Below are 23,642 nucleotides of genomic sequence, written 5' to 3' on the forward strand. Positions count from 1 at the left end.
CGAGCGCCGTTCCGTCAGCCGCGCGCGGCGCCGGAGTTCGCGGCCGTCTCGTTCGGCATGGCCCCGCCATACCTGCGGTCGCGCTTGGCGTAGATCTCGCACGCCTGCCACAGGTCGCGCCGGTCGAAGTCGGGCCACAGCTGGTTGAGGAAGACCATCTCGGCGTACGCGGACTGCCAGAGCAGGAAGTTGGACGTGCGCTGCTCGCCGGACGAGCGCAGGAACAGATCCACGTCAGGGATCTCCGGCTCGTCCAGATAGCGGGCGAAGGTCTTCTCCGAGACCTTGTCGGCCTTGACCCTGCCCGCGGCGATGTCCTGGGCCAGCCGCACGGCGGCGTCCACGATCTCCGCGCGACCGCCGTAGTTCACGCAGAACTGGAGGGTCAGCGTGCTGTTGCCGACCGTCATCCGCTCGGCGTCCTCCAGCTCCTTGATCACGCTCTTCCAGAGCCGCCCGGGACGCCCGGCCCAGCGGACCCGTACGCCCATCGCGTTGAGCTGGTCGCGGCGGCGGCGGATGACGTCGCGGTTGAACCCCATGAGAAAGCGCACCTCGTCGGGCGAGCGCCTCCAGTTCTCCGTGGAGAAGGCGTACGCCGACAGGTAGGGGATGCCGATCTCGATGGCGCCCTCGATGACGTCGAACAGCGACGACTCGCCCATCTTGTGCCCCTCGGTCCTGGGCAGCCCGCGCGCCTTGGCCCATCGGCCGTTGCCGTCCATGACGATCGCCACGTGGCGCGGCAGCAGGTCGCGGGGAATGGCAGGCGGGGTGGCACCGGACGGATGCGGAGTGGGAGGACGGACCATGTACCGAGGGTATTGCGTCCGGGCCGGTCCCACGCTCGCGAGAGGTGTGGATCCCGTGCGGATTCTGTGCGTTTTGGACGACCCCCCAGACCCCCGTGAGGGCCGCTCAGACGATCCTCGCTTCGCTTGCGGTCACCTGGCAGCGCCAAACCGGGGCACGCCCCCCGGACCCCCGGAGTGCCAGGTCAAATGATCCGCACTTCGCTTGCGGTCGCCTGAGGCCACTCCCTCTCCACATGACGCAGGGAGCGGATGCCGTGCTCCAGGTGCCACTGCAGGTAGGCGGCGACCAGGCCGCTGCACTCGGTGCGGTGCCGGGCCTCGGAGGCGTCGGCCGCCGCCCAGTCGCCGCGCAGCAGGGCGATCATCAGCGCGATCGTCTCCGCGGCGGGTACGGCGGCGCCGGCCGGGCGGCACGCGCCGCACACCACACCACCGGCGACGATCGCGAAGGCGCGCACGGCCTCAGCGCCGCACCGCGCGCACTCCGACAGGGCGGGCGCGTAGCCCGCGACGGCCAGCGAGCGCAGGAAGAACGCGTCGAGCACCAGCCGGGCCTCGTGGCCGCCCTCGGCGAGCGTGCGCAGCCCGCCGACCAGCAGCAGGAACTGGCGCAGCGCCGGCTCCTTCTCCCCCACCGTCAGCCGGTCGGCCGTCTCCAGCATCGCGGTCCCCGCGGTGTATCTGGCGTAGTCGGCCACGATCGCCTCGCCGTACGGGTGCAGGGTCTCGACCTGGGTGATCACGTCGAGCGACCTGCCGCTGTGGAGCTGCAGGTCGACGTGGGAGAACGGCTCCAGCCGCGCGCCGAAGCGCGACTTGGTCCTGCGCACGCCCTTGGCCACGCCGCGGACCTTGCCGGTGCGCCGGGTGAGGATGGTGATGATGCGGTCGGCCTCACCCAGCTTCTGGGTGCGCAGCACGACGCCCTCGTCCCGGTAGAGGCTCACCCCGCCATCGTATGGGTGAGCGCGGGCGCCCGCCCCGTCAGTCGGGCATTCGCCCCGTTGAGGCGCACGAACGGTGAAAATTCGGTAATGATCCGGCGACGATGCCCTGTGACGAACCCGTCCCAAGCTGTACATCCAGGGGCCGTACGGTAAACCTGGGGTGCATCGGTTCAACCGAAAGGTCACTAAGCTTTGGCTTCCGGCGGACTTCCCCGCGCCGGTCAAGCCTGAGGGCCTGATCTCCCCCCGTTGCGTGAAAGGTTGCCATGACCCGCGTGGTCCTGCTGGGCGCCCCGCCCGGCCCGATCAGTCCCCCGCCGCTCGGCGGTCAGCCCGCCCTGCCCGCGGCCATCACGCTGAAATCGCTGCCCGGGGCCCCCACCGCGTACGACAGGCTGCTCGCGCAGGCCGCCGCGCTGGACCCGGAGCCGACGACGATCGCCCGCCCGGGGGACGCCGCCGCCTACCGCAGGCCGTACGGCCGCGTGGTGGAGAGCCCCGACATCGCAGGCGACCTGCGTGCGCTGGCCGACGCGGTCGAGGGCGCCGAGGACAACCTGCTGATCCTGCCGGCCGACTCGCTGATCCACGACGAGCTGATCTACCAGATCACCAAGGCCAAGCGCGGCGCGCTCGCGCTGGTCGCTCGGGAGCAGCGCGAGGAGGGGGACGAGCAGGACGAGAACGCCCAGGAGACCGAACTCGTCCCGATCGAGGAGGCGGAGCCCGAGATCGGCCAGACGGTCGTCGAAGGGCTGCCCATGCGCACCCGCATCGGCCGCAGCCGCATCGTCTCGGTCGGCACCGCCTACCACGCGGTGACACGGCCCAACGCGGTGCTGCTCGGGCCGCTCCACCTCCACCAGCGGCACCTGCAGACCCTCGCCGAGGTCGCCCGCGAGCTCGCGGACATGGCCCACCTGTTCGGCCCCGAGGACGACGTGACCGAGCTTCTCACGCTCGGCCTGGTCCGGCGGGGCGTGTCGGTGGGCCGGCGGGGCCGCCGCGACCTGTTCTTCCGCCGCATCCGCAGCCAGGCCGAAGCCGACGAGGCGCAGGCGGAGATGGCGGGGTACAACGAGGACCGGGCCCGGCTGAACAACGCCGTGAAGGGCGCCGACGGCTTCTTCACCACGTTCTTCGTCAGCACCTACTCGCGCTTCATCGCCCGCTGGGCGGCCCGCCGGGGGCTCACGCCCAACCAGGTGACGCTGATCTCGATCGCCCTCGGCCTGCTGTCGGCAGGCGCGTTCTCCACCGGCACCCGCTGGGGAGCGGTGGCCGGCGCGCTGCTCATCTACTTCGCGTTCGTCTTCGACTGCGTGGACGGCCAGCTCGCCCGCTACGCGCGCAAGTTCGGCGTGCTCGGCGCCTGGCTCGACGCCACCTTCGACCGGTTCAAGGAGTACGCCGTCTTCGTCGGCCTCGCGGTCGGCGCGACGGTGTCCGGGCAGTTCGGCGACGGCGAGGGCGTCTGGACGCTGGCGCTGGTCGCGATCGCCCTCCAGTCGGTCAAGCACCTGCTGGACTTCTCGTTCGGTGCGGCCAACCGGCGCAAGGCGCCCATACCGCTGCCCACGCTGGACCTGACGGTCGCCGACGACCGGCCGCTGCGGGAGGCGCTGGAGGAGCGCCGGGCGAGCCGGAACACCGGCGTGCGCGGGCTGCTGAAGCTCTGGACCAACGCCGGCAAGTTCCGCCCGGTCCACTGGGCCCGCAAGATGATCGTGTTCCCGATCGGCGAGCGTTTCGCCGCGATCGCGATCACCGCCGCGTTCTTCAACCCCCGGGTGACGTTCCTCACGCTGATCGTCTGGGGCGGCGTCGCGGCCACCTACACCCTCACCGGACGTCTCCTGAGGTCGCTCGCATGATCACTCAGCCGCAGGTCACCACGCCGCTTCCCGACCCGGACGAGGAGCGCCGCCGCATCCAGACCGCGCGCCTGCTCGCCTACCGCGACGACGGCCCGCTCGCCACCGCGCTGAAGGGCTCCCTGGGCCGGCTGCTGCCGCCCGTGCCCGCGACCGTGGTGGCGCTGATCGCGATCGTGGCGCTGACCGTCGCCGGTTCGCTCACCGACGGCCCGATCCTGATCGTGCCCGTCGCCGTGCTGCTCGTGCTGGTCCTGCCCACCGCCGGACGCGACCACCTGGGCCGCTTCGACTGGCTCACTCCCCCGCTGCTGCGGGCGGCCGAGTTCATGACGATCATCGTGCTCGGGCTGGCCGAGGACACGCCCAAGTGGCTGCTGTTCGTGCTGCTCTACGTGATCGGCTACCACACGTACGACACCGTCTATCGCACCCGGCAGGGGATCTGGCCCCCCGCCTGGCTCTACCAGGCCGGGCTGGGCTGGGAGGTCCGGCTGCTGGTCCTGGGCGTGGCCGCCGCCGCCGGATGGCTGACCCCCGTGGCGGCCGTCCTCACGGCGTACCTGCTCGTGCTGTTCGCGATCGAGAGCATCACGAGCTGGGTGCGGCTCGACAAGGCCTCCGCGCAGGCCCAGGCCGACCAGGACCTGGAGCAGTCGCCCGAGGAGGCGGCCGAGCAGGTCACCGGCGAGGCCGAGCAGGGCTGAGCAGGGCCGACCCGATCCGTCCCCGAAGGCCCTCCGAGGCCGGCGGGACCATGACGACAGGCGGGCCGCCGCCGGCATCCGATGCCGGCGGCGGCCCGGCCGCTTTCCGGGGGGCGGATGCCGCTCAGGAGGCGGGCGAGGCGTCGAAGAGGGCCCAGACCACCTTGCCGCCGCCGCGGGTGAGGATCCATCCCCACGCCGCCGTCAGCGCCTCGACCAGATGCAGCCCCCGGCCCGACTCCGATAGATCGCTCCAGGGCGAGATCGCGGGCACGCGGGCGCTGGCGTCGCTCACGCCGCAGCCGATATGAAACCGGTGCCTCACCAGCCTCAACCGGATCTGCGGGGCGTCCGCGGGGTCTCCGGGAGCGTGCCGCAGCGCGTTGGTCACCAACTCCGACACCACGATCTGCGCGTCCGGCACGAGGCCGGGCAATCCCCAGCCGCACAGCGTCCTGGCGGTGAAATCACGCGCGGCGGCAGCGGACGTGGTGCGCCCATGAAAGGTGCACGTCGCAGACGGAGGCAGGGACAAGCCGGCGACGTCGTCCCGCTCGAACATCGAGGTCAACCACGGAGGCGCTGTCGCGGCTCCCGGGCCCGCCAGGTCTGCTGTCATCGCCGATCCCTCAGGTCTCACCCATTACATGATGTGAATTTCCCTGCCGTCGTGTATCTTGCCCTGTGCCTTGCGGATGCAAGCACGCGTGCACGTGCAAATGTCACGCGTCCCCGACTTTCGTGGAAGTCCCCAGAAAAGACGGCCTCGCTCCGGTCCGGTAGGATGATCAACTCGATTGGTTCACCAGGAATCCTTCCGGGAGCGCCGCCGATGGAGCGATCGTGAACGCACAGGCGGGAAACACCGCCCCCGCACCGGTCTGGACCGCCCGCGGCGGCCCGACGGCCCTGCGGCTCCTGCTCGGGGCCCAGCTCAGGCGGCTGCGCCGGGAGAGCGGCATCACGCCAGAAGAGGCGGCCCGTGCCATCCGCGGGTCGCACGCCAAGATCAGCAGGCTCGAGCTCGGCCGGGTCGGCTTCAAGGAGCGGGACGTCGCCGACCTGCTCACCCTCTATGGCATCACCGACCCCGACGACCGAGCCGTGCTGCTCGACCTGGCGCGGCAGGCGAACATCCCCGGCTGGTGGCACAAATACAGCGACGTGCTGCCGGGCTGGTTCGAGTTCTACGTCGGGCTGGAGGAGGCGGCGTCCGTCATCCGCTGCTACGAGCTGCAGTTCGTGCCCACGCTGCTGCAGACGCCCGAGTACGCGCGGGCCCTCGTGCTGCGGAGCAACGTGGGGCGGTCCGCCGACGACGTCGACCGGCGCGTGGACCTGCGGATGCGCCGGCAGGAACGGCTGACCGGGCCCGAGGCCGCGACCCTGTGGGCCGTGATGGACGAGGGTGCACTGCGCCGCCCGATCGGCGGCAGGAAGGTGATGCGGGCCCAGCTCGAACACCTCATCGAGGTGACGCGGCAGCCGAACATCACGCTGCAGATCGTGCCGTTCGACCATGGCGGGCACGCCGCGTGCGGCGGTCCCTTCACGATCCTGCGCTTCGACGCACCCGAACTGCCCGACGTCGTCTACCTGGAGCAGCTCACCAGCGCCCTCTACCTCGACAAGCCCGAGGACACCGAGGCGTACACGCAGGTGATGAACGCGGTGTGCGTGGACGCCCGGCCGGCCACGCAGACCGGCGCGTTCCTGGAGGAGCTGCTCGCCGACCTCGGGTGACCTACTTCCTGGCGAAGAACGCCTGACAGGTCTCGGCGAAGGCGACCGCCCGGGCGGTGGGCCGCACGCCGCGCACCGAGGCGAGCACGACGTCGAGCGCGGGCACGTCGTCGCTGATCGGGACGCAGGCGACCCGGCCGCCGTCGTAGGTCTGGTCGCTTTCGGCCCGCTGGTTGAGTATCGAGTAGCCGTGCCCGCCCGCCACCAGCGAGCGGGCCGTCTCGTAGCTCGACGTACGGAACCGGACGCGCGGCTCGGTCGGATAGATCGCCCGGAAGTAGTCGCGGCTGCGCGGCAGGTCGAGCAGGATCATCGGCTCGGACGCCAGGTCCGACAGCGACACCGCCTCGGCCTGGGCCAGGGGGTGCTCCGGCGGCAGCAGCGCGTACGGCCTGGCCCGGGTGAGCGTCCGGATGTCGAGGTCGAGGGCGAGATCGATGGCGTAGACGAGGGCGACCTCGCACCGCCCGTCGAGCAGCGCCGCCTCCATGGCGGAAAGCTCGCCCTCCGCGACGCTGACCCGCACCCCGGGGTACTTCTCGGCGAACTCGCGCAGCAGGCGGGACAGGTAGAACGGCGCGAGCGTGGTCAGGCAGCCGACGGCGAGCTCACCGGTCAGCGAGCCCGCGAGGCCGCGCGCCGACTGGGCGAGCGCGGCGGCATGGGACAGGAACTCCCTGGCCTCGACGAGGAAGCGCTCGCCCGCGCGGGTCAACGACAGGCCGCGGGCATGGTGGCGGATCAGGAGCTGGACGCCCAGCTCCCGCTCCACCTGGGCGATGGCGGCCGAGATCGCCGACTGCGCCACCATGAGTTCCCTGCTGGCCGCGGTCATGCTGCCGAGCTCGGCCGCGGTTACGAAGTAACGCAGCTGGACGAGGGTGAAGTTGACGTCCGCCACGCCCCCATTGTGACCGCCTCCGTGCCTGGCGGCGCCCGCAAACCGGTATGAACTTCGAATGCCTTTTACTACCCCTGATCAGGCGTTTTCCGTTTGGAAACGCCTGGTGCCCAAGGTAACGCCCAGGACGGCGAAGGCCAGGGACACGACTACGCCCCACACCAGGGCCGATGACGTGTAGGACCCGGCGAACAGCGCGCGCAGCCCCTCGACCGCGTAGCGGAACGGCGTGAGCCGCGACAGCACGTCGAGCCAGGCGGGCGCGAGCGACATCGGCAGCAGCGCGCCCGACAGCAGCATCAGCGGGACCACCACGGTGGACATCACGGGCGCGAACAGCTCCTGCCGCATCGTGAGCGCCGCCGTGTACGACAGCGACGCCAGGCCGACCGCCAGCACGGTGATCAGCAGCAGCGCCCCCAGCGCCCCCGCGAGCGGCGCCCGCAGGCCCAGCGCGTAGCCGGCCGCGATGATCGCCACCGCCTGCACCAGCAGCACGACGCTGTCCCTGAGCACCCGGCCGAGCAGCAGCGTCACCCGGCTCACCGGCGTGACCCGCATGCGTTCGAGCACGCCGAACCGGTGGTCGAAGACGATGCCGAAGCCCGCCATCCCCGCGCTCGTCAGCCCGAGCTGCACCAGCAGGCCGGGCACGAGGACGTCCCACGAGCCCACGCCGCTGCGGTCGAACAGCGGGCCGAACAGCACGAGATACAGGAACGGCTGCAGGGCGCTGAAGACCAGGCTGAACTTGTTGCTGAAGGACGCGCGCAGGTAGTGCCCGGTCAGGGCGGCGAGGGCGGTCACGCGGCGGCCCCCTCGCGCAGCTCGCGGCCGGTGACCGCGAGGAAGACGTCGTCGAGCGTGCTCGCGCCGTGCTCGGTCTTCAGCTCGTCCGGCGTGCCCGCGGCGACGATCCGGCCGTGGTCGATGATCAGGACGCGGTCGCAGAGCGCGTCGGCCTCCTCCAGGTAGTGGGTGGTGAGAAAGACCGTCAGGCCGTCCCGCTCGCGCAGCCGGCGCACGTGGTGCCACAGGTTGGCGCGGCTCTGCGGGTCGAGCCCGGTCGTGGGCTCGTCGAGGAAGAGCAGCTCGGGCCGGTGGAGCAGGCCCATCGCGATGTCCAGCCGGCGCTTCTGGCCGCCCGACATCGTGACCGTCGTACGCTCCTCGACCCCGGGCAGGTCCAGCTCGGCGAGCAGGGTGGTGACGCGTTCGCGGGCCTGCTCCCTGCTCAGGCCGTACAGGCGGGCCTGGAGCACGAGCTCCTGGCCCACCGGGGAGAACGGCGCGAACGCGCCGCCCTGGGCGACGTAGCCGATCCGGCGGCGTACGGCCGCGGGGTCGGCGAACAGGTCGGCGCCCGCGACGGTGGCGGTGCCGGACGTGGGGCGCAGCAGCGTGGTGAGCATGCGCAGCGTGGTGGTCTTGCCCGCGCCGTTCGGCCCGAGGAAGCCGACGATCTCCCCTCGGGAGACGTCGAGATCGATCCCCCGGACGGCCTCGACCGGGCCGAAGGTCTTGGTGAGCCCTCTGGCGTGAATCATGCCGGTTAGAGTAACACCAAATTTGGAGTCACTTAAAGTTTGTGCTCACCCTTACAATCGGAGCATGGAAGAGGGCCTGCGGGAGCGGAAGAAGCGGGAGACCCGGCAGCGCATCGCCGACGTCGCGATGGGGCTGTTCTTGCAACGGGGGTTCGACAACGTCACGGTGGCCGAGGTGGCCAGGGCGGCCGACGTGTCGGTCAACACCGTCTTCAACTACTTCCGCACGAAAGAGGACATGTTCCTCGACCGCAGCGAGGAGACCGAGGACCTGCTGGCCCGGGCCGTGCGCGAGCGCCGCGCGGGCGAGACGGCGGTCGAGGCGGTGCGACGGGACTTCTTCGAGGCACTCGACGCCGGCGACTGGCGTTACGGGATGAGCAAGGGCCTGGACCTGTTCACGCAGCGGGTGCGGGAGAGCCTGGCGCTCCAGTCACGGGTGCGCATGCTCGAGGTCAACCGGGAGGACCGGCTGGCCCGGACGCTCGCCGAGGAGACCGACGCCGATCCCGACGACCTGACCCCCCGTCTGGTGGCGGCGCAGATCTGCGCCGCCGTCCGCACGCTGACCCGCCACTTCGCGATGCGGCAGACGGCGGGCGAGGACGCGGCGCTGATCAGGGCGGACGTCAGGGAGCACGCCGAGCGCGCCTTCGACCTGCTGGAGCACGGGATCGGCGACTACTGCCCCCGGCCCGAGCCGTAACCGCCCGCCACAACCACCCACCGCAACCACCCACCGCAACCACCCACCGCAAACACCCGCCGTCCCCGCACACCGGCGGGCGTTTCGCAGCGCATTTCCCTACACTCTTGACTGGTTTTTAGGGGAAATTTACCATTGAAGGGCGATCTTGCGGCGTGGGATCCCATCCCGCCGTTCTCCGGACCCCCGACCGTCTCCGTCCCCTTCGGAAGCCGTGGGCGCCGGGGCGTGAGCCGGGCTTGTCCGGGGGCAGGCCGGCCACCTCGTCGTGGTCCGGATGGAGCGCCGCCGCGACCGCACCATCGCATCGCATGACCGCCGCATCCTTCGACCGCTGGGAGGTGGACCGATGACGGGTCTCGACGAGGTGCTGACCGGGATCGCGAGCCGCGCGGAGCGGCACGACCGGGAGGGCGACTTCGCCTTCGAGGCGTTCGAGGACCTGCACGCGGCCGGCGTCCTCGCGCTCACGCTGCCACGCGAGGCGGGCGGGCGCGGCGCCGGCCTCGCCGAGACGGCGGCGGTCGTGACGGCGGTCGGCCGGGCCGACCCCTCGGTGGCGCTGGTGACCGCGCAGTATCTGATGACCCACGCCGCGCTCGCCCGCCCGGACAACCCCTGGCCCGCCCACGTACGCGGGCGGGTGCAGAAGTCGGCGATCGAGGGCCCTGCCCTCGTCAACGCCCTGCGGGTGGAGCCAGACCTGGGCACGCCCGCCCGGGGCGGCCTGCCCGCGACGGTGGCCGCGCGGGAGGACGGCGGATACCGGCTCACCGGCCGCAAGACCTACTGCACGGGCATCCCCGGTCTGCGTTGGATGCTGGTCTGGGCACGCACCGACGACCCCGAGCCCCTGGTCGGGTCCTTCCTCGTGGAGGCCGGCGGCGGTGGTTACCGGGTGGAGCGGACCTGGGACCACCTGGGCATGCGTGCCACTCGCAGCGACGATGTGATTTTCGAGGGGGCGTGGATCCCCGGGGATCACGCGGTGGAGGTCGCCCCGGCGGGGATGCCGCCGACCGGCCGCGGCGCGACCTTCATGGGCTGGAACAACGTGCTGATCGGGGCGGTGTACCACGGCGTGGCGCAGGCCGCCAGGGACTGGCTGATCGAGTACCTGGGCGAGCGCACACCCGCGAACCTGGGCCGGCCGCTGGCCACGCTCCCCCGTTTCCAGGCCGCCGTCGGGGAGATCGAGGCGTGGCTGCTGGTGAGCGACCGGCTGCTGGAGTCCGCGGCCCGCGCGGTGGACGACGGGGACGAGGCGGCCATGGCCCGGTCCGGGCTCGCCAAGCACACCGTCACCGGCAACGCGATCAGATCCGTCGAGGCCGCCCTGGCGCTCGTCGGCAATCCCGGCCTGTCGAGGGCCAATCCTCTGGAGCGCCACTACCGCGACGTGCTGTGCGGCAGGATCCACACGCCGCAGGACGACACGGTCCTGACCGGTGCGGGGGTGGCCGCGCTCGGCCCGCGCGCCCACTCGTGACCCGCGCCGGGCACGGGCAGGCCGGTACGAGGACGGCCGCTGCCCGGCTGGGGCCTTCCGGGCAGGAAGACGTCGTGAGAAGTGGACGCCCCGTCGGCCGGGCCGTCGCGAGAATCAGGAGAAACAGGTGAGCATCGTTCTACCCGAGGATCCGTTCCACCGCAGGCTGCACCACGTGGTGCCCGCGGGCCTGACCTCGGAGACCGCGCAGACCGGCGGCATGCACCGGCGGGCCGCCATCAGCGGCGGGACCGTGGGGTCGAGCCGGCTGTGGATGGGCCAGACCCACGTGGCTCCGGCGACCGTCTCCGCGAACCACCACCACGGCGACTCGGAGACCGCGATCTACGTGGTCAGCGGCACGCCGTCGTTCGTGTTCCTCGACGTCGACGCCGAGGAGCCGCACGAGGTGCGCATCGACACCAAACCGGGCGACTACATCTTCGTGCCGCCGTTCGTGCCGCATCGGGAGGAGAATACCCACCCCGATCTGGAGGCCGTCGTGGTCATCGCCCGCAGCACGCAGGAGGCGATCGTGGTCAACCTGCCCGAGCTCAAATGGACCGGCCCGGTCCGTACGACGGCCTGACCAAGCGAAGCCGTCTTCCCTTGTGCTGAGGCCGCGCGCCGCGTGTCCTCAGCACAAGGGCCGCAGCACAAGGGCCGCAGCACAAGGGCCGCAGCACAAGGGCGCCGAGAGGAGCGCGAGTCACGACGGCGACGTCCCCCGCGCCCCGCGTGTCCTGACGGCTCGTCACAGTTCCGGCGGCGCCTCGCCGCCCGCGAGCCGGTGGGCGTTCCACACCAGCGACTCGGTGACGCGGGCCTGCGACAGGCCGAGGGTCTGCCGCTGGAACTGGTAGACCTCGGGCGCGAGCGGCGCCAGCACGGCGTCCGCCTTGCCCTCCGGATCCGGCACCCCCGCCTCGGTCAGCAGCATCCGCACGTGGGTGCGCCAGAAGCGGTAGGCGCCGGTGCCGAACCGCGCGCTGCCCGTCTCGGCCCCCAGCACGAGGTGCAGGTGACGCTCCAGCAGATCGATCATCGCGACGTAGAACGCGGCGAGCCGATCCGCCGGTGAGGCACCGGGGCCGAGCGGCGGCGGGCCGTTCAGGATGTGTCCCTGCACCTGCCGCTCGTGCTCGTCCAGGAGCGCCGTCGCGATCGAGGCGGTGTCCGGATAACGCCGGTAGAGCGTGGCCCGCCCCACCCCCGCCGCCTTGGCGATCTCGTCCATGGTGACGTGTCGCGCGTCCCTGGACGCGAAGAGCTGTTCGGCCGCCTTCAGCACGCGCATGCGGTTGCGCGCGGCGTCCGCCCGTTCGCGCACCGGCGCCGGGCGGCCCGGTTCGAGATCGAGCACGGGCAGTTCCCGGCCGGCAGGCATGGTCCCCCCTGATGGAACGCGGCCGTTCTTCACGTTCCCGCCGGGATCCACAAACCCGTTGTCCATGAGGCCATCGTAGCCCCCGGTCGAACTATGTGGACATCGCGTCCACTTTGTCTTACGCTCATCCGGACACCATGTCCGGTTCTGATCCGGCTTTTCGAATCCGGTTCTCTAGAAGAGGGATCGCGATGCATGCCCTGTTCCTCGCCTCGGCGCTGCTGGCCGGCTGCCTACTGGCAGTGCAAGCCTCGGTGAATCTCCAGCTCAACAAGGCCGTGGGGACGCCGTACGGCGCCTCGACCCTGCAACTGGGCGTGGCGACGGCCCTGCTGGCGCTCCTCGCCGCCGCCGTCGGCGCCATCGGCGCGATCCGCCTCGCGCCCGGCGTGCCGTTCTGGCACCTGCTCGGCGGTCTGGCCAGCCCGCTCTACATCACCAGCGGGATCCTGCTCTTCCCGCGCCTCGGCGCGCTGGCCGCGGCGGGCCTGTTCGTTACCGGTCAGATGTTCGCGTCGCTGGGGCTCGACCTGTTCGGCCTGCTCGGCATCGCGCGCAGGCCGCTCAGCGTCGGCATCGTGCTCGGCGCGCTCGCGGTCCTCGCCGGCATCACGGTCATCATCCGCGGGCAGCGCCCGGCGCAGACGCCGCCCGCGGCGGGACCGGCGACCGGCGGCGGGTCCGGCGGGTCCGGCGGTCCCGGCCGCGGCGCGACGGCCACCGCCACCGCCCCGGCCGCCACCGCCGTACGCCGGACCCGTGGCCTCGGCCAGAGCGGCTGGATCCTGCTGGGCATAGTGGCCGGCGCGGTCCTGCCGGTGCAGGGAGCGGTCAACGCCGCGCTGCGCAAGGACATCCGCGAGCCGGTGACCACCGCGATGATCAGCTTCATCGTGGCCACGATCACCATCGCCGTGGTGCTGCTCGTCCTGCTGGCGACGCGCCGCACCCCCCGGCCGCAGCTCGGCGGGCTGCGCACGATGCCCTGGTGGGGCTGGCTCGGCGGCGCCTGCGCCGCGGCGTACGTCACCGCGACCTTCACGCTCATCCCCACGATCGGCGCCGCCACCACCGTGGCGCTGACCGTGACCGGCCAGCAGGTCGCCTCGGCCGTGATCGACAACTACGGCTTCCTGCGGCTGCCCCGGCGCCCGCTCACGGCGCCGCGCCTGTCCGGCCTCGCCCTGCTCATCGTCGGCTCGGTGCTGGTCCAGCTCACCTGAGCCGTGCCCGGCTCGGGGCGGCGGCGGGCACGGCGCGGGGCATGCCGGGCCCCGGCGGCTGTATACAGGTCCACGTGAGGTTGGACGAGCTCGATCGCGCCATAATCCGGGCCCTCGTCGAGGACGCCCGGGCGACGTACGCCGAAATAGGCGCTCAAGTGGGGCTGTCGGCTCCGGCCGTGAAGAGGCGGGTCGACCGGCTCATCGCCAGCGGCGCGATCACCGGCTTCAGCGCCCGGGTCGAGCCGTCGGCCCTCGGCTGGACCACCGAGGCGTACGTCGAGCTGTACTGCCGGGGGAAGACCTCACCGGCGGAGATCGGCATGGCCGTGTCCCGGCATCCGGAGGTCGTCTCGGCCTGCACGGTCACCGGCGAGGCCGACGCGCTGCTGCACATCCGCGCGACCGACGTGCGGCACGTCGAGCGGGTGATCGAGCGCCTGGCGGCCGAGCCGTTCGTGGTCCGCACGAAGAGTTCGATCGTGCTGTCGCGGCTGATTAACGGATCGCTGCAAAACGGGTGATAGACGCAACCGATCCACATGTGATCGCAACGCGGGCGCATTGGATTGTCGCCTCCGGATTCCTACGCTGAAGTCCCGTTCACCCGGTTTTCCGCTTGGAGTCGACGATGACGCTTGCGCCCGCCACCGAGGCCACGGACCGTGGCCGTACGGGCACTACCCGGCATTTCCTGATGTGCCGGCCGGATTTCTTCACGGTCTCGTATTCCATCAACCCGTGGATGCACCCGGAGAAGGACACCGACACGGCCAGGGCGGTGCGGCAGTGGGAGAGCCTCCGGCAGGCGTACGAGAGCCTGGGCCACACCGTCAGCCTGATCGACCCGATCGAGGGCCTGCCGGACATGGTGTTCGCCGCGAACGGCGCGCTCGTCGTGGACGGACGGGTCTACGGCGCGAAGTTCGCCCACCCGCAGCGCGCCGCCGAGGGCCCCGCCTACCTGCGGTGGTTCGCCGAACGGGGATACGAGACGCTGGAGGCGTCCTTCACCAACGAGGGTGAGGGCGACTACCTGACGCTCGACGAAGTTATCCTGGCCGGGACAGGATTCCGCACCGACGTCGCGGCGCACATGGAGGCCCAGGAGTTCCTCGGCCGCCCGGTCGTCACGCTGCGCCTGGTCGACCCGAGGTTCTACCACCTCGACACCGCCCTGTTCCCGCTGAACGGCCACAACGTCGCGTACTATCCGGAGGCGTTCAGCGAGGGCAGCAGGAAGGTGCTGCGGCGGCTGTTCCCCGACGCCGTGATCGCCACGTCCGCGGACGCGGAGGTGCTCGGCCTCAACGCGGTGAGCGACGGCCGCAACGTCGTCCTCAACGCCGAGGCCACCGGGCTGACCCTGGAACTCAAGCGCCGGGGTTTCGAGGTCGTCCCGGTCGACCTCAGTGAGCTGCGCAAGTCGGGCGGCGGTCCCAAGTGCTGCACCCTCGAGATCCGGCCGAACAGGGAGACCCGATGAACAGCGAGGAACTGATCCGGCTCAGCGAGAGCCACAGCGCGCACAACTATCACCCGCTGCCCGTCGTGATCAGCTCGGCCGAGGGCGCCTGGGTCACCGACGTGGAGGGCAAGCGGTATCTCGACTGCCTGGCCGGCTACTCGTCGCTGAACTTCGGCCACGGCAACCCCGCGATCCTCGCCGCGGCCCGGGAGCAGCTCGACCGGCTGACACTGACCAGCCGGGCGTTCTACCACGACCGGTTCGCCGCGTTCGTGACCGGCCTTTCCGAGCTGTGCGGCAAGGACATGGTCCTGCCGATGAACACCGGCGCGGAGGCCGTCGAGACCGCGATCAAGGTCGCCCGCAAGTGGGGCTACGAGGTCAAGGGCGTCGCTCCCGACCAGGCCAACATCGTCGTGATGGAGGACAACTTCCACGGCCGCACGACGACGATCGTGGGCTTCTCCACCGACCCCGACTCGCGCGACGGCTTCGGCCCCTTCACCCCCGGCTTCCGGATCGTCAAGTACGGCTCGGCCGAGGCGGTCAGGGAGGCGATCGACGAGAACACGGTGGCCGTGCTGCTGGAGCCCGTCCAGGGCGAGGCCGGCGTGCTGGTGCCGCCGGACGGCTACCTGGCCGCGGTCAGGGAGATCTGCACCGACAACAACGTGCTGTTCGTGGCCGACGAGATCCAGTCGGGCCTCGGCCGCACCGGTGACACGTTCGCCTGCGACCACGAGCGCGTCGTCCCGGACATGTACGTCCTGGGCAAGGCCCTCGGCGGCGGCGTGGTCCCGGTCTCCGCGGTCGTCGCGAACACCGACGTCATGGGCGTGATCGGCCCCGGCCAGCACGGCTCCACCTTCGGCGGCAACCCGCTGGCCTGCGCCGTCGGCGACGCGGTCATCGGACTGCTGAAGACCGGCGAATACCAGGCCAGGGCCCGCGAGCTCGGCGTGTTCCTGCACGCGCGGCTGGCCGAACTGGGCCCCGGCGTGGTGGCGGTGCGCGGGCGCGGCCTGTGGGCGGGCATCGACATCGACCCCTCGCTCGGCACCGGACGGCAGATCAGCGAGGCGCTCATGCGCCGCGGCGTGCTGGTCAAGGACACCCACGGCTCGACGATCCGCCTCGCGCCGCCTCTGGTCGTCTCCCGGGACGACCTGGAGTGGGCGCTCGACCAGCTCAGCGCGGTGCTGCGGGAGGCTCGGGCCTGATCCGCACCGCGTCCTGATCGCCGGTGTCGGTGAACCACGTCACCGCGGCCTCCCCGGGCGCCAGGTCGATGGCGGTCATCATGTTGGGGAACCAGGGTCCCTTGCTGATGCGCCATCGCAACGGCGGCCGGGGAAGGCCCCCGGCCCTGGCCAGCACCCCGCCGAGCACGCCCGCGAGCCCGAACGACGCCACGATGTTGGCGAAGCGCAGCGTGCGGCTCAGCGGGTTGCGGATGGGCGAGCAGACGATCTGGTGGACGCGCCCGCCGCCCCGGCGCCGTACGGACGCCATGTAGGAGTAGTGGACGTCGCCCGACAGCAGCAGGACGGTCGCGGGCGGCCTGCCCCGGCGGCCCGAGGCGACCTCCAGCACCACCCGCGCGAGGTCCTCGAACGACCGGCGGAAGGCTCCCCAGTGCTCCAGGTCGAGAAACTGCCGCAGCCGCTCGCCCCACCGCGCCGCCCGGCGGCCCCAGATGCCGTCGCAGACCGCCTCGTTCCAGCTCTCCACGTGGTGGATCCCCGCGGGCAGCAGGATCGGCAGCGACGACCCGACGAGCAGGTGCTCGAAGTCGCCGGTGGCGTGCTTGTCGAACCAGTCCCACTCCCCCGGGTCGAGCATCCTGCGGCGTCCCGGCGCCAGCACCCGGGCGCTGCGGCTGTCGAGCACGATCAGCCGGGTGCCGTCCAGGTCCCTGTGATAGCTCCAGCGCACCGAGTCGGGCTCCCGGTCGGCCCGCCGGGCGAAGGCGTCGAGCGCCTCGTCGCCGTCGCCCGCCCGCAGTGCGGCGAGCACGGGATCGGCCGCCCGGTCGGCCGGGGGCAGGTTGCCCAGGTGCTGGTAGACGTAGTAGGAGCCGAGCGCGGAGACGATGCGCCGCTCCCACCAGGGCACCTCGGCCATCTGCTCACGCCAGGCCTTCGAGGTGTTCCAGTCGTCCCTGACGTCGTGGTCGTCGAAGATCATCAGGCTGGGCACCGTGGCCAGCAGCCAGCGGACCGGCGGGTCCGACCACGCCTGCCGGTACAGCTCGGCGTACTCCTCGAAGTCGACGACCTCCTCGGGTCCGTCGTCCCTGCGCCCGGCGATGAACTGCTTCATGTCCGGCGTCAGCTCGTCGGCGTACACCTGGTCGCCGAGCAGCAGGATCAGGTCGGGCCGCTCGTCCGGCGACTCCATCAGGCGCAGGCCGTACGCCCGTAGGACGTCCGGGCCGTGCGTGCGCACGTACGGCTCCTCGTGCGGGACGCTGGTGCGGCAGGAGCCGAAGATCAGCCGGTCGAGGCGGGTCAGCGGGCGGATCACGCTCGGCGGCAAGCCGTCGGCGGGCCACACCCGCCGGTCGTCGAGCTCCACCTCGTAGGCCACCGGGCTCTCGACGCCGACGTCGATCAGGGCATAGTGGTGGCCGTGCACAGTGAAGGTGCGCTCCTCCGAGCAGGCGTCGCCGGCGCGCACGCGGACCGTGCAGGGTTCGGAGGTCTCCACCCAGACGGTCGCGGCGGCCGCGTCCACGTGGCGCAGCAGCGGGCCCAGCACAAGTTCCGGCACGAGACCTGTCTACTGCAAACGGACGGCAAAGCGCGACTTACGCCCATGTGTCCTGCGCCGTTCGCGGTCCGTGCGCCGCCTATGCGCCGGAACGGCGAAATCCCGCCCGGTGATCTCCGTATTGGCCTATATCGCGATCACCCGGCACACGGTTTGATCCAGATGTCGCTCCTCCGGCCCGCCTTCCGTGCCCGTCAACGACGACGGCGCGCGGGGGCCCGGGGGGACGGCCCCCCTTCCGACAGGAGAACAACAGAATGACCATCACGGACTTCCCGACAACGGCGTCGGGGGTTCGGTCTCCGATCCCCGATCATCCTGCCCCCACACCGGGTGAGCGCGCCCTGGCCGCCGCCCGCTTCCACCTCGCAGAGGCGTCCCGCTTCCTCGGCCTCGACGACGGCCTGCACCACATGCTCGCCACGCCCCGCCGCTCGCTGACCGTCTCCGTGCCCGTACGGCGTGAGGACGGCCGCCTTGAGGTCGTGCAGGGCCACCGCGTGCAGCACAACCTGTCGCGCGGACCGGCCAAGGGCGGCATCCGTTTCCACCCCGACACCGATCTCGCCGAGGTCACCGCCCTCGCCATGTGGATGACGTGGAAGTGCGCCCTCGTCGGCATCCCGTACGGCGGGGCCACGGGCGGCGTCGCGGTGGACCCGGCCACGCTGACCACCCGCGAGCTCGAACGCGTCACCCGGCGCTACGTCAACGAGATCCTGCCGCTCCTCGGCCCGGAAAAGGACATCCCCGCGCCCGACGTGGGCACCGACGAGCAGACCATGGCCTGGATCATGGACACCTACAGCGCCAACGCGGGCTACTCCGCCCCCGGCGTGGTGACCGGCAAGCCCACGGCGCTCGGCGGCTCGCCGGGCCGCGCGGGCGCGACCTCGCGCGGGGTGCGGATCGCCGCGCTGCAGGCGCTGACCCGGACCCTTGGTGCGAGCTCCCCCGAGGGCACGACCGTGGCGGTGCAGGGCTTCGGCAAGGTGGGCGCGCTCGCCGCGCAATACCTGGCCGACGCCGGCTGCCGCGTCGTGGCCGTCTCGGACGCGGGCGGCGCGGTCGTCCGGCCCTCCGGTCTCGACGTCGCCGCGCTGCGCGCCCACGCCGCCGAGACCGGGACGGTCCACGGCTACCGCGACGCCGACGCGCTCTCCCACGAAGAGCTGCTCGAACTCGACGTGGACATGCTGGTGCCCGCCGCGCTCGACGGCGTGATCACGGCCGGCAACGCGCCGCGCGTACGGGCCCGCCTGGTCGTGGAGGGCGCCAACGGGCCCACCACGCCCGAGGCCGACCGGATCCTGGCGGGCAACGGGGTCACGGTGGTGCCCGACATCCTGGCCAACGCCGGCGGGGTGATCGTGTCCTACCTGGAGTGGGTGCAGAACACCCAGGCGTACTCCTGGAGCGCCGGTGAGGTCGAGGTGAAGCTCCGCGACCTGATGGAGAACGCCTACCGGGCGGTCGCCGACCTGGCCGCCGAGCGTGACCTCACGCTCCGCCAGGCCGCCCACGCGATCGGCGTGGAGCGGGTGGCCGAGGCCCACCGCATACGGGGCCTCTACCCGTGACGCCCCTCTGAAAGACGGCGATGACGACCGCCTCCCGGGAATATGCGGCTTCCGGGAGGCGGTCAGGCCGTCTTGGGAGAGGCTCCTGGGGGGCTGTCAGGCCGTTTCCACCGTCTTCGTGGCGGCCAGCACGATCTGCTCGCACAGCTCGTGGGTCTCCAGGGCGTCGGCGGCGTCGAGGACGCGGCCCTCGCGGACCGCGTCCAAGAATTCCCGGCAGACCTGCTCGATGCCGCGCTGCCGCGTCGCGGGCACCCAGTCGCCGCGCCTCGTGAGGGTCTCGTCCCCGGCGAACTCGACCACGTCGCCGAGGTTGACGACCCGCCGCTTCCCGCCGCCGCCCATGACCTCGCAGGTCTCCTCGGCCGCGCCGCTGGTGCGGCTCATCACGCCGACGGCGGTGAAGTCGTCCCCGCCGAGCGTCAGCACCACGTGTTCGAGCAGGCCGTCGCGCAGCCGGGTCCTGATCACGGTGTCGGTGACGGGCCCGGGGGCGAGGAAGCGCAGCGTGTCGGCCACGTGGACGAAGTCGTCGAAGATCACCGTACGTGGGTCGCCGGGCAGGTCGCGCCGGTTCTTCTGCATCACGATCACGTCGCGCGGCAGGCCGCGCAGGGCCGCGTACGCGGGGGCGTGCCTGCGGTTGAAGCCGACCATCAGCGACCTGTTCCGCTCGCGGGCCAGCCGTACGAGCCCGGCGGAGGAGGCGGCGTCGTAGGCGAGGGGCTTGTCCACGTAGACGTGCACGCCCGCCTCCAGCAGCGTGGTCACGATCGGGACGTGCGCGCCGGTGGCCGCGTGCACGAACGCCGCGTCGATCCCGGCCTCGGCGAGCGCGTCCACGGAGGTGAAGCGCGCGCCGATCCGGTACGCGTCGCCGAGCCGGTCGAGCGTCGCCCGGTCGCGGGTGCACAGCAGCGGCTCGATGCCCGGCGTCGCCGCCAGAACGGGCAGGTAGGCCTTCTCCGCGATGTCGCCCAGGCCGATGATTCCGACTCTCATGCCGGGGAGACTACCGCCGCCCGTCCAAGGCCGGTGCGCCCCCGCCACCACACCACCGTCTCCTTCACCGCGTCCTCGACCGGTGTCGGCGTGAATCCGAGGACCGCCTGGGACGCCGCGGAGTCGAGCACGTACGGCCGGTCGAACTGATAACGGGTCTCCCCCAGCTCGCGCAGGAACGGCGACCCGAGGCCCGCCGCCTTCAGCGCCCACGACGGCAGCCGCCGCAGGCGCGGCGCCGGGAGGCCGGCCGCCTCGCACACCCGCACGGCGTACTCCCTGATGGTGAAGGGCGGCGCGGTCGGCACGTGCCAGGGCCGGCCCCACGCGCGTTCCTCCTCCGCGGCCGCCGCCAGCGCGCGCACCACATCGGGCAGGTACGTGTAGCTGTGCGGGATGTCGGGGTCGCTCAGGACGAGGCCGGTCTTGCCCGCGAACAGGGGCTCCAGGAGCCGGGGGCCGAGGTAGGACTGGTCGGACGACCGCGGCCCGTAGTAGTCCGAGGCGCGCACCTCCGTGGCCCGCACCCGGCCGGCCTCGTGCGCGGCCCGCATCTCCTCCCACATCCGCGCCCTGACCCTGCCCTTCGTGCCCGTCGCGGCGAGCGGCAGGTCTTCGGTCATCGGCCCGTCCACCGGGCCGTAGCCGTACAGGCAGCCCAGCGTGACCAGGACGGCCCCGGACGACTCGGCGGCGGCCAGCAGCGAGGCGGCGACCGGCGGCCAGTCGATCGGCCATCGGTGATAACGCGGGTTCATGCAGTTGTAGAGCACGTCGGCCCCTTCGGTGACCCGCCGCATCACGGCGACGTCGGCCGCGTCCGCGGCGACCCGCGAGATCCCGGGGCGTTCGGGGCCGGAACCCGAGCGGGTGACGAGGGTGACCTCGTGTCCGCGCTCCGCCAGAGTCTCGGCGAGCCCGCCGCCGACCTGTCCCGCTCCGACGATCACATGCTTGCCCATCACTCCTCCTTCAGACCTGATCGGTCAGCAGCCGCAGCACACCGTCCACGACGTACACGATCGCGAACACAACACCCGCGGTGACGAGCCCGGAGGCCGCCAGGGCCGCCGCCCCCGCGCCGAACCACACGACTTCGAAGACGGCCCTGGCGATCCCGTGGAGCTGGTGCGGCGCCTTGCCTCCCGCCATGAACAGCCCCCACAGCGTGGCGAACACCGCGGGCGTGCCGAGCCCCAGGAGGATCTTCATCAGGATGTTGACCTCCCGCGTGAACCCCCAGTAGCCCAGCGCGAGCAGCACGCCCAGCTCCAGGAAGAACATCACTGCGGCTACCGCTCCCTTGGCCACGGTCAGCATCGGCACTCCTTGTGTTCATTGCTCTCTTGCGAGAGCAATGCTCTCGTATCGGCATGCACTTCGTCAAGAGCAGTGCTCTCTGAACACTGCGGTGCTCTGTTAGCCTGGGCTCATGAATGCGAGCAGGACCGCGCGGGAGCGGGTGAGGGCGGAGCTGATCAGGGAGATCACGGACATCGCCCGGCGACAGCTGGCGACGGAGGGGGCCGGGGGCCTGTCCCTGCGGGCGGTGGCACGCGAGATGGGGATGGTCTCCTCGGCGATCTACCGTTACTTCCCCAGCCGCGACGACCTGCTGACCGCGCTGATCATCGACGGATACAACGCCCTCGGAGAGGCCGTCGAGCAGGCCGACGCCGCCTGCCCGACCGACGACTTCGCCGGGCGCTGGCTCGCCGTCTGCCGCGCCGTACGCGAGTGGGCCCTGGCCCATCCGCACGAGTACGCCCTGCTGTACGGCTCGCCCGTGCCGGGCTACGCCGCTCCGCAGGACACCGTGGGGCCGGCCGTGCGCGACACGGCCGTGTACGGACGGATCATCGCCGAGGCCCACCAGGCGGGCAAACTCACCCCTCCCCCGGTCTGCCCGCCGCCGCCCGCGGTCCTGGCGCAGGACGCGGACGTCGTGCGGGCACTGATGCCGGGCGTGCCGGACGACGTGGTCACCCGCGCGATCATCGCCTGGACGGGCCTGTTCGGCATGGTCAGCTTCGAGGTCTTCGGCCAGTTCAACAACACGATCACCCACCGGGCCGAGCTGTTCGACCACAACATGACCTGCCTCGCCCGCCTGATCGGCCTGCCCGGATAACCGCCCCACCCCCGCCTCATCTCACCGAGGCGCAGTGCGGCCTGGTGACGACACGCCAGGCGGAACTGAACGGTGCGCACCGCCGCGATCTGAGCCGCCTGGTGCAGGCCGGGATCCTCGAACACATGGCACACGGCGTTTACCGCCTGGTCGGCGCGCCGCACCCGGATCTGGTGGATGACGCCGACGCTGACGTGGACCTGAAGCAGGACGAGGAGTTCGCCGAGCGGGTCCTCCAGCTCTTGCCGCAGGTCGGTGCCTATCGCGGGCAGGTCTCGTAGGGTGGCCGGCGCGACAGGAAGCGGTTTATCCGGGCCCGACCCCTTGCAAGCCCGGTGCGGCGATGGGAAGGCCCGCCTCTTCGGCCGCGGCGAGCAGCCGCTTGTCGTACGCCACGAACCAGTCGAGCGCGCGCTCCAGCAGCCGCGCGGCGGACAGGTGAAGGGCGTCGAGAGTCCGCAGCCGGGCCGGCCCGATCTCTGCGGCCGCGTCGAGAAGCGGTGTGTCCACGGGCACCATCCTCAGCCGGGCCATCAGCGCCTTCGCCGTGGAGACCGCCTGAGGTCCGCAGGGTCGTACCGCCCGGATCACCTCGGCCCGGGCCAGTTCACAGGCGACCACCGCCCCGCTCTGCGCCGCCAGCCATTTCTCGAGCGCCGCCGTCTCCTCCTCCCGGACGACCAACTTGACCAGTGCCGAGGAGTCGAGGTAGATCACCGCTCGTCCGCCCTGAGATCCGCCAGCACCTCGCTGGGCACGGGCGCTCCGGGTTCGGGGGGCAGGGCATGCCAGGCGGTCCAGTCGATCTCCACCTCGGGCGGCTTCATGCGGCCCTCCGCGACGAGCCGGTCGGTGACGACACGTTCGTGTGGCAATGCGGTGAGCTGCGCCACCGGCCGCCCCCTCTCCGTGATCTCGACCGTGTTTCCCGCCTGGACCAGCTCCAGGTAGTGCGCGAGCCGGTCGCGCAGTTCCCGGACTCCCACGCTGACGACCTCGTCCGACATGTCCTCAGGCTAACCGACACGGTCCTACCTGTCTGTCAACGGTACACCACTCTGCGTATGCGTACCCTCTGTTTCGGTAGCGGTACACATTCAGCGGTGAACACAAAGGTCGCAGGTCCGGCCGGCGGGCCGCCCGAGATCGACGACGTCGGCGAGGCCATCCGGGACCGGCGGGGGTAGCCACGCGGCTCGAACGCGTCGGTCACGGGACATGCGAAAGGCGGCAGTCGGGGATCTCCCGGTTGCCGCCTTTCGCGTGTTTCACGACAGCTTTGTGGGCTGTTCAGGGCGTACGCTTGCGATTTTGTGCAAGGTCAGGGCAGTGAGGCCGCGGGTCCCGCCG

Annotated in this window: 26 protein-coding genes; 13 read left to right on the plus strand and 13 right to left on the minus strand. The window is 71.5% G+C overall.

The window, feature by feature from the left end; genetic code table 11:
- Positions 1–14 precede the first annotated feature (14 nt).
- A complete protein-coding gene (locus tag HCK04_RS24810) occupies positions 15–812 on the minus strand; it encodes an isoprenyl transferase (RefSeq protein WP_142649792.1) in 798 nt (265 codons plus the stop codon).
- 185 nt (positions 813–997) lie between these two features.
- A complete protein-coding gene (gene recO / locus HCK04_RS24815; protein ID WP_142649793.1) occupies positions 998–1,762 on the minus strand; it encodes a DNA repair protein RecO in 765 nt (254 codons plus the stop codon).
- Positions 1,763–2,028: 266 nt separating this feature from the next.
- Between recO and HCK04_RS43740 the strand changes: the two genes are divergently transcribed.
- Together HCK04_RS43740 and HCK04_RS43745 are read left to right on the plus strand one after the other, a co-directional pair.
- On the plus strand, positions 2,029–3,636 hold the full coding sequence (locus HCK04_RS43740) for a CDP-alcohol phosphatidyltransferase family protein (RefSeq protein WP_142649794.1): 1,608 nt from the start codon (positions 2,029–2,031) through the stop codon (positions 3,634–3,636).
- Positions 3,633–4,343, plus strand: a complete 711-nt coding sequence (locus HCK04_RS43745) for a DUF5941 domain-containing protein (RefSeq protein WP_142649795.1) — start codon at positions 3,633–3,635, stop codon at positions 4,341–4,343. The genes HCK04_RS43740 and HCK04_RS43745 overlap by 4 nt, the downstream gene beginning before the upstream one ends.
- Before the next feature lie 124 nt (positions 4,344–4,467).
- On the opposite strand, the gene HCK04_RS24830 is transcribed toward HCK04_RS43745, so the two are convergent.
- A complete protein-coding gene (locus HCK04_RS24830) occupies positions 4,468–4,962 on the minus strand; it encodes an ATP-binding protein (protein ID WP_142649796.1) in 495 nt (164 codons plus the stop codon).
- Between the two features lie 224 nt (positions 4,963–5,186).
- On the opposite strand from HCK04_RS24830, the gene HCK04_RS24835 reads away from it, so the two are divergent.
- Positions 5,187–6,086, plus strand: a complete 900-nt coding sequence (locus HCK04_RS24835; protein ID WP_142649797.1) for a helix-turn-helix transcriptional regulator — start codon at positions 5,187–5,189, stop codon at positions 6,084–6,086.
- 1 nt (position 6,087) lies between these two features.
- Here HCK04_RS24835 and HCK04_RS24840 read toward each other — a convergent pair whose 3' ends face one another.
- The 3 genes from HCK04_RS24840 to HCK04_RS24850 all read right to left on the minus strand — a co-directional run bounded on the left by HCK04_RS24840 (position 6,088) and on the right by HCK04_RS24850 (position 8,534).
- Positions 6,088–6,987: a LysR substrate-binding domain-containing protein gene (locus HCK04_RS24840; protein ID WP_142649798.1), complete on the minus strand. Its 900-nt coding sequence runs from the start codon at positions 6,985–6,987 to the stop codon at positions 6,088–6,090.
- A 78-nt stretch (positions 6,988–7,065) separates the two neighbouring features.
- Entirely contained in the window at positions 7,066–7,794 is a 729-nt protein-coding gene (locus HCK04_RS24845; protein WP_142649799.1) for an ABC transporter permease, read from the minus strand.
- Positions 7,791–8,534 carry an ATP-binding cassette domain-containing protein gene (locus tag HCK04_RS24850; RefSeq protein ID WP_142649800.1) on the minus strand — a complete coding sequence of 248 codons (744 nt, stop codon included), beginning with the start codon at positions 8,532–8,534 and terminating at the stop codon, positions 7,791–7,793. Before HCK04_RS24850 ends, HCK04_RS24845 begins: the two co-directional genes overlap by 4 nt.
- 64 nt (positions 8,535–8,598) lie before the next feature.
- Between HCK04_RS24850 and HCK04_RS24855 the strand changes: the two genes are divergently transcribed.
- The 3 genes from HCK04_RS24855 to HCK04_RS24865 all read left to right on the plus strand — a co-directional run bounded on the left by HCK04_RS24855 (position 8,599) and on the right by HCK04_RS24865 (position 11,318).
- On the plus strand, positions 8,599–9,240 hold the full coding sequence (locus tag HCK04_RS24855; RefSeq protein WP_142649801.1) for a TetR/AcrR family transcriptional regulator: 642 nt from the start codon (positions 8,599–8,601) through the stop codon (positions 9,238–9,240).
- A 349-nt stretch (positions 9,241–9,589) separates the two neighbouring features.
- Positions 9,590–10,729, plus strand: a complete 1,140-nt coding sequence (locus HCK04_RS24860) for an acyl-CoA dehydrogenase family protein (RefSeq protein ID WP_142649802.1) — start codon at positions 9,590–9,592, stop codon at positions 10,727–10,729.
- Between the two features lie 127 nt (positions 10,730–10,856).
- Positions 10,857–11,318: a cupin domain-containing protein gene (locus HCK04_RS24865; RefSeq protein WP_185949028.1), complete on the plus strand. Its 462-nt coding sequence runs from the start codon at positions 10,857–10,859 to the stop codon at positions 11,316–11,318.
- 165 nt (positions 11,319–11,483) lie between these two features.
- Here the strand turns inward: HCK04_RS24865 and HCK04_RS24870 are convergent, their stop codons facing one another.
- The gene (locus HCK04_RS24870) at positions 11,484–12,182 is read right to left on the minus strand and encodes a TetR/AcrR family transcriptional regulator (RefSeq protein WP_240971783.1); all 699 of its coding nucleotides are present in this window, start codon (positions 12,180–12,182) and stop codon (positions 11,484–11,486) included.
- 125 nt (positions 12,183–12,307) lie between these two features.
- On the opposite strand from HCK04_RS24870, the gene HCK04_RS24875 reads away from it, so the two are divergent.
- The 4 genes from HCK04_RS24875 (at position 12,308) to rocD (ending at position 16,027) form a co-directional block, all read left to right on the plus strand.
- Positions 12,308–13,339 carry a DMT family transporter gene (locus HCK04_RS24875; RefSeq protein ID WP_142649803.1) on the plus strand — a complete coding sequence of 344 codons (1,032 nt, stop codon included), beginning with the start codon at positions 12,308–12,310 and terminating at the stop codon, positions 13,337–13,339.
- Between the two features lie 74 nt (positions 13,340–13,413).
- Complete coding sequence (locus HCK04_RS24880; RefSeq protein ID WP_030506266.1) at positions 13,414–13,863, plus strand: Lrp/AsnC family transcriptional regulator; 450 nt, start codon at positions 13,414–13,416, stop codon at positions 13,861–13,863.
- A gap of 107 nt (positions 13,864–13,970) precedes the next feature.
- Complete coding sequence (gene ddaH, locus HCK04_RS24885; RefSeq protein WP_142649804.1) at positions 13,971–14,825, plus strand: dimethylargininase; 855 nt, start codon at positions 13,971–13,973, stop codon at positions 14,823–14,825.
- A complete protein-coding gene (rocD, locus tag HCK04_RS24890) occupies positions 14,822–16,027 on the plus strand; it encodes an ornithine--oxo-acid transaminase (RefSeq protein WP_142649805.1) in 1,206 nt (401 codons plus the stop codon). Before ddaH ends, rocD begins: the two co-directional genes overlap by 4 nt.
- On the opposite strand, the gene HCK04_RS24895 is transcribed toward rocD, so the two are convergent.
- Positions 15,996–17,579 carry an alkaline phosphatase D family protein gene (locus HCK04_RS24895; protein WP_142649806.1) on the minus strand — a complete coding sequence of 528 codons (1,584 nt, stop codon included), beginning with the start codon at positions 17,577–17,579 and terminating at the stop codon, positions 15,996–15,998. The two genes, rocD and HCK04_RS24895, sit on opposite strands and share 32 nt — an antisense overlap.
- 257 nt (positions 17,580–17,836) lie before the next feature.
- On the opposite strand from HCK04_RS24895, the gene HCK04_RS24900 reads away from it, so the two are divergent.
- Complete coding sequence (locus HCK04_RS24900) at positions 17,837–19,159, plus strand: Glu/Leu/Phe/Val dehydrogenase (protein WP_142649807.1); 1,323 nt, start codon at positions 17,837–17,839, stop codon at positions 19,157–19,159.
- Between the two features lie 96 nt (positions 19,160–19,255).
- Here the strand turns inward: HCK04_RS24900 and HCK04_RS24905 are convergent, their stop codons facing one another.
- The 3 genes from HCK04_RS24905 to HCK04_RS24915 are packed head-to-tail and all read right to left on the minus strand — an operon-like array spanning position 19,256 to position 21,481.
- Positions 19,256–20,161: a Gfo/Idh/MocA family oxidoreductase gene (locus tag HCK04_RS24905; RefSeq protein WP_142649808.1), complete on the minus strand. Its 906-nt coding sequence runs from the start codon at positions 20,159–20,161 to the stop codon at positions 19,256–19,258.
- Positions 20,158–21,123: an NAD-dependent epimerase/dehydratase family protein gene (locus HCK04_RS24910; protein WP_142649809.1), complete on the minus strand. Its 966-nt coding sequence runs from the start codon at positions 21,121–21,123 to the stop codon at positions 20,158–20,160. Before HCK04_RS24910 ends, HCK04_RS24905 begins: the two co-directional genes overlap by 4 nt.
- Before the next feature lie 10 nt (positions 21,124–21,133).
- Positions 21,134–21,481, minus strand: coding sequence for a YrdB family protein (locus HCK04_RS24915; protein ID WP_142649810.1), 348 nt, complete (start codon positions 21,479–21,481; stop codon positions 21,134–21,136).
- Positions 21,482–21,593: 112 nt separating this feature from the next.
- Here HCK04_RS24915 and HCK04_RS24920 point away from each other — a divergent pair, with 112 nt between their 5' ends.
- The gene (locus tag HCK04_RS24920) at positions 21,594–22,292 is read left to right on the plus strand and encodes a TetR/AcrR family transcriptional regulator (protein ID WP_142649811.1); all 699 of its coding nucleotides are present in this window, start codon (positions 21,594–21,596) and stop codon (positions 22,290–22,292) included.
- 44 nt (positions 22,293–22,336) lie between these two features.
- Positions 22,337–22,573: a type IV toxin-antitoxin system AbiEi family antitoxin domain-containing protein gene (locus HCK04_RS24925; RefSeq protein ID WP_168066234.1), complete on the plus strand. Its 237-nt coding sequence runs from the start codon at positions 22,337–22,339 to the stop codon at positions 22,571–22,573.
- A gap of 25 nt (positions 22,574–22,598) precedes the next feature.
- Here the strand turns inward: HCK04_RS24925 and HCK04_RS24930 are convergent, their stop codons facing one another.
- Both HCK04_RS24930 and HCK04_RS24935 read right to left on the minus strand, forming a co-directional pair.
- Entirely contained in the window at positions 22,599–23,009 is a 411-nt protein-coding gene (locus tag HCK04_RS24930) for a type II toxin-antitoxin system VapC family toxin (RefSeq protein ID WP_142649812.1), read from the minus strand.
- On the minus strand, positions 23,006–23,299 hold the full coding sequence (locus HCK04_RS24935) for a type II toxin-antitoxin system prevent-host-death family antitoxin (protein WP_142649813.1): 294 nt from the start codon (positions 23,297–23,299) through the stop codon (positions 23,006–23,008). The genes HCK04_RS24930 and HCK04_RS24935 overlap by 4 nt, the downstream gene beginning before the upstream one ends.
- Positions 23,300–23,642: the final 343 nt, after the last annotated feature.

The organism is Microbispora sp. CL1-1, assembly GCF_012034195.1.
GTDB lineage: Bacteria > Actinomycetota > Actinomycetes > Streptosporangiales > Streptosporangiaceae > Microbispora.

Bases quoted from the DNA above. Each gene is read 5' to 3' on its own strand.
- HCK04_RS24860 (WP_142649802.1), top strand. From the start codon at position 9,590: ATGACGGGTCTCGACGAGGTGCTGACCGGGATCGCGAGCCGCGCGGAG.
- rocD (WP_142649805.1), top strand. From the start codon at position 14,822: ATGAACAGCGAGGAACTGATCCGGCTCAGCGAGAGCCACAGCGCGCAC.
- HCK04_RS24905 (WP_142649808.1), bottom strand. From the start codon at position 20,161: ATGAGAGTCGGAATCATCGGCCTGGGCGACATCGCGGAGAAGGCCTAC.
- HCK04_RS24920 (WP_142649811.1), top strand. From the start codon at position 21,594: ATGAATGCGAGCAGGACCGCGCGGGAGCGGGTGAGGGCGGAGCTGATC.
- HCK04_RS24830 (WP_142649796.1), bottom strand. From the start codon at position 4,962: ATGACAGCAGACCTGGCGGGCCCGGGAGCCGCGACAGCGCCTCCGTGG.
- HCK04_RS24850 (WP_142649800.1), bottom strand. From the start codon at position 8,534: ATGATTCACGCCAGAGGGCTCACCAAGACCTTCGGCCCGGTCGAGGCC.
- HCK04_RS24875 (WP_142649803.1), top strand. From the start codon at position 12,308: ATGCATGCCCTGTTCCTCGCCTCGGCGCTGCTGGCCGGCTGCCTACTG.
- ddaH (WP_142649804.1), top strand. From the start codon at position 13,971: ATGACGCTTGCGCCCGCCACCGAGGCCACGGACCGTGGCCGTACGGGC.
- HCK04_RS43740 (WP_142649794.1), top strand. From the start codon at position 2,029: ATGACCCGCGTGGTCCTGCTGGGCGCCCCGCCCGGCCCGATCAGTCCC.
- HCK04_RS24935 (WP_142649813.1), bottom strand. From the start codon at position 23,299: ATGTCGGACGAGGTCGTCAGCGTGGGAGTCCGGGAACTGCGCGACCGG.
- HCK04_RS24910 (WP_142649809.1), bottom strand. From the start codon at position 21,123: ATGGGCAAGCATGTGATCGTCGGAGCGGGACAGGTCGGCGGCGGGCTC.
- HCK04_RS24810 (WP_142649792.1), bottom strand. From the start codon at position 812: ATGGTCCGTCCTCCCACTCCGCATCCGTCCGGTGCCACCCCGCCTGCC.
- HCK04_RS24900 (WP_142649807.1), top strand. From the start codon at position 17,837: ATGACCATCACGGACTTCCCGACAACGGCGTCGGGGGTTCGGTCTCCG.
- HCK04_RS43745 (WP_142649795.1), top strand. From the start codon at position 3,633: ATGATCACTCAGCCGCAGGTCACCACGCCGCTTCCCGACCCGGACGAG.
- HCK04_RS24915 (WP_142649810.1), bottom strand. From the start codon at position 21,481: ATGCTGACCGTGGCCAAGGGAGCGGTAGCCGCAGTGATGTTCTTCCTG.
- HCK04_RS24870 (WP_240971783.1), bottom strand. From the start codon at position 12,182: ATGGACAACGGGTTTGTGGATCCCGGCGGGAACGTGAAGAACGGCCGC.
- HCK04_RS24855 (WP_142649801.1), top strand. From the start codon at position 8,599: ATGGAAGAGGGCCTGCGGGAGCGGAAGAAGCGGGAGACCCGGCAGCGC.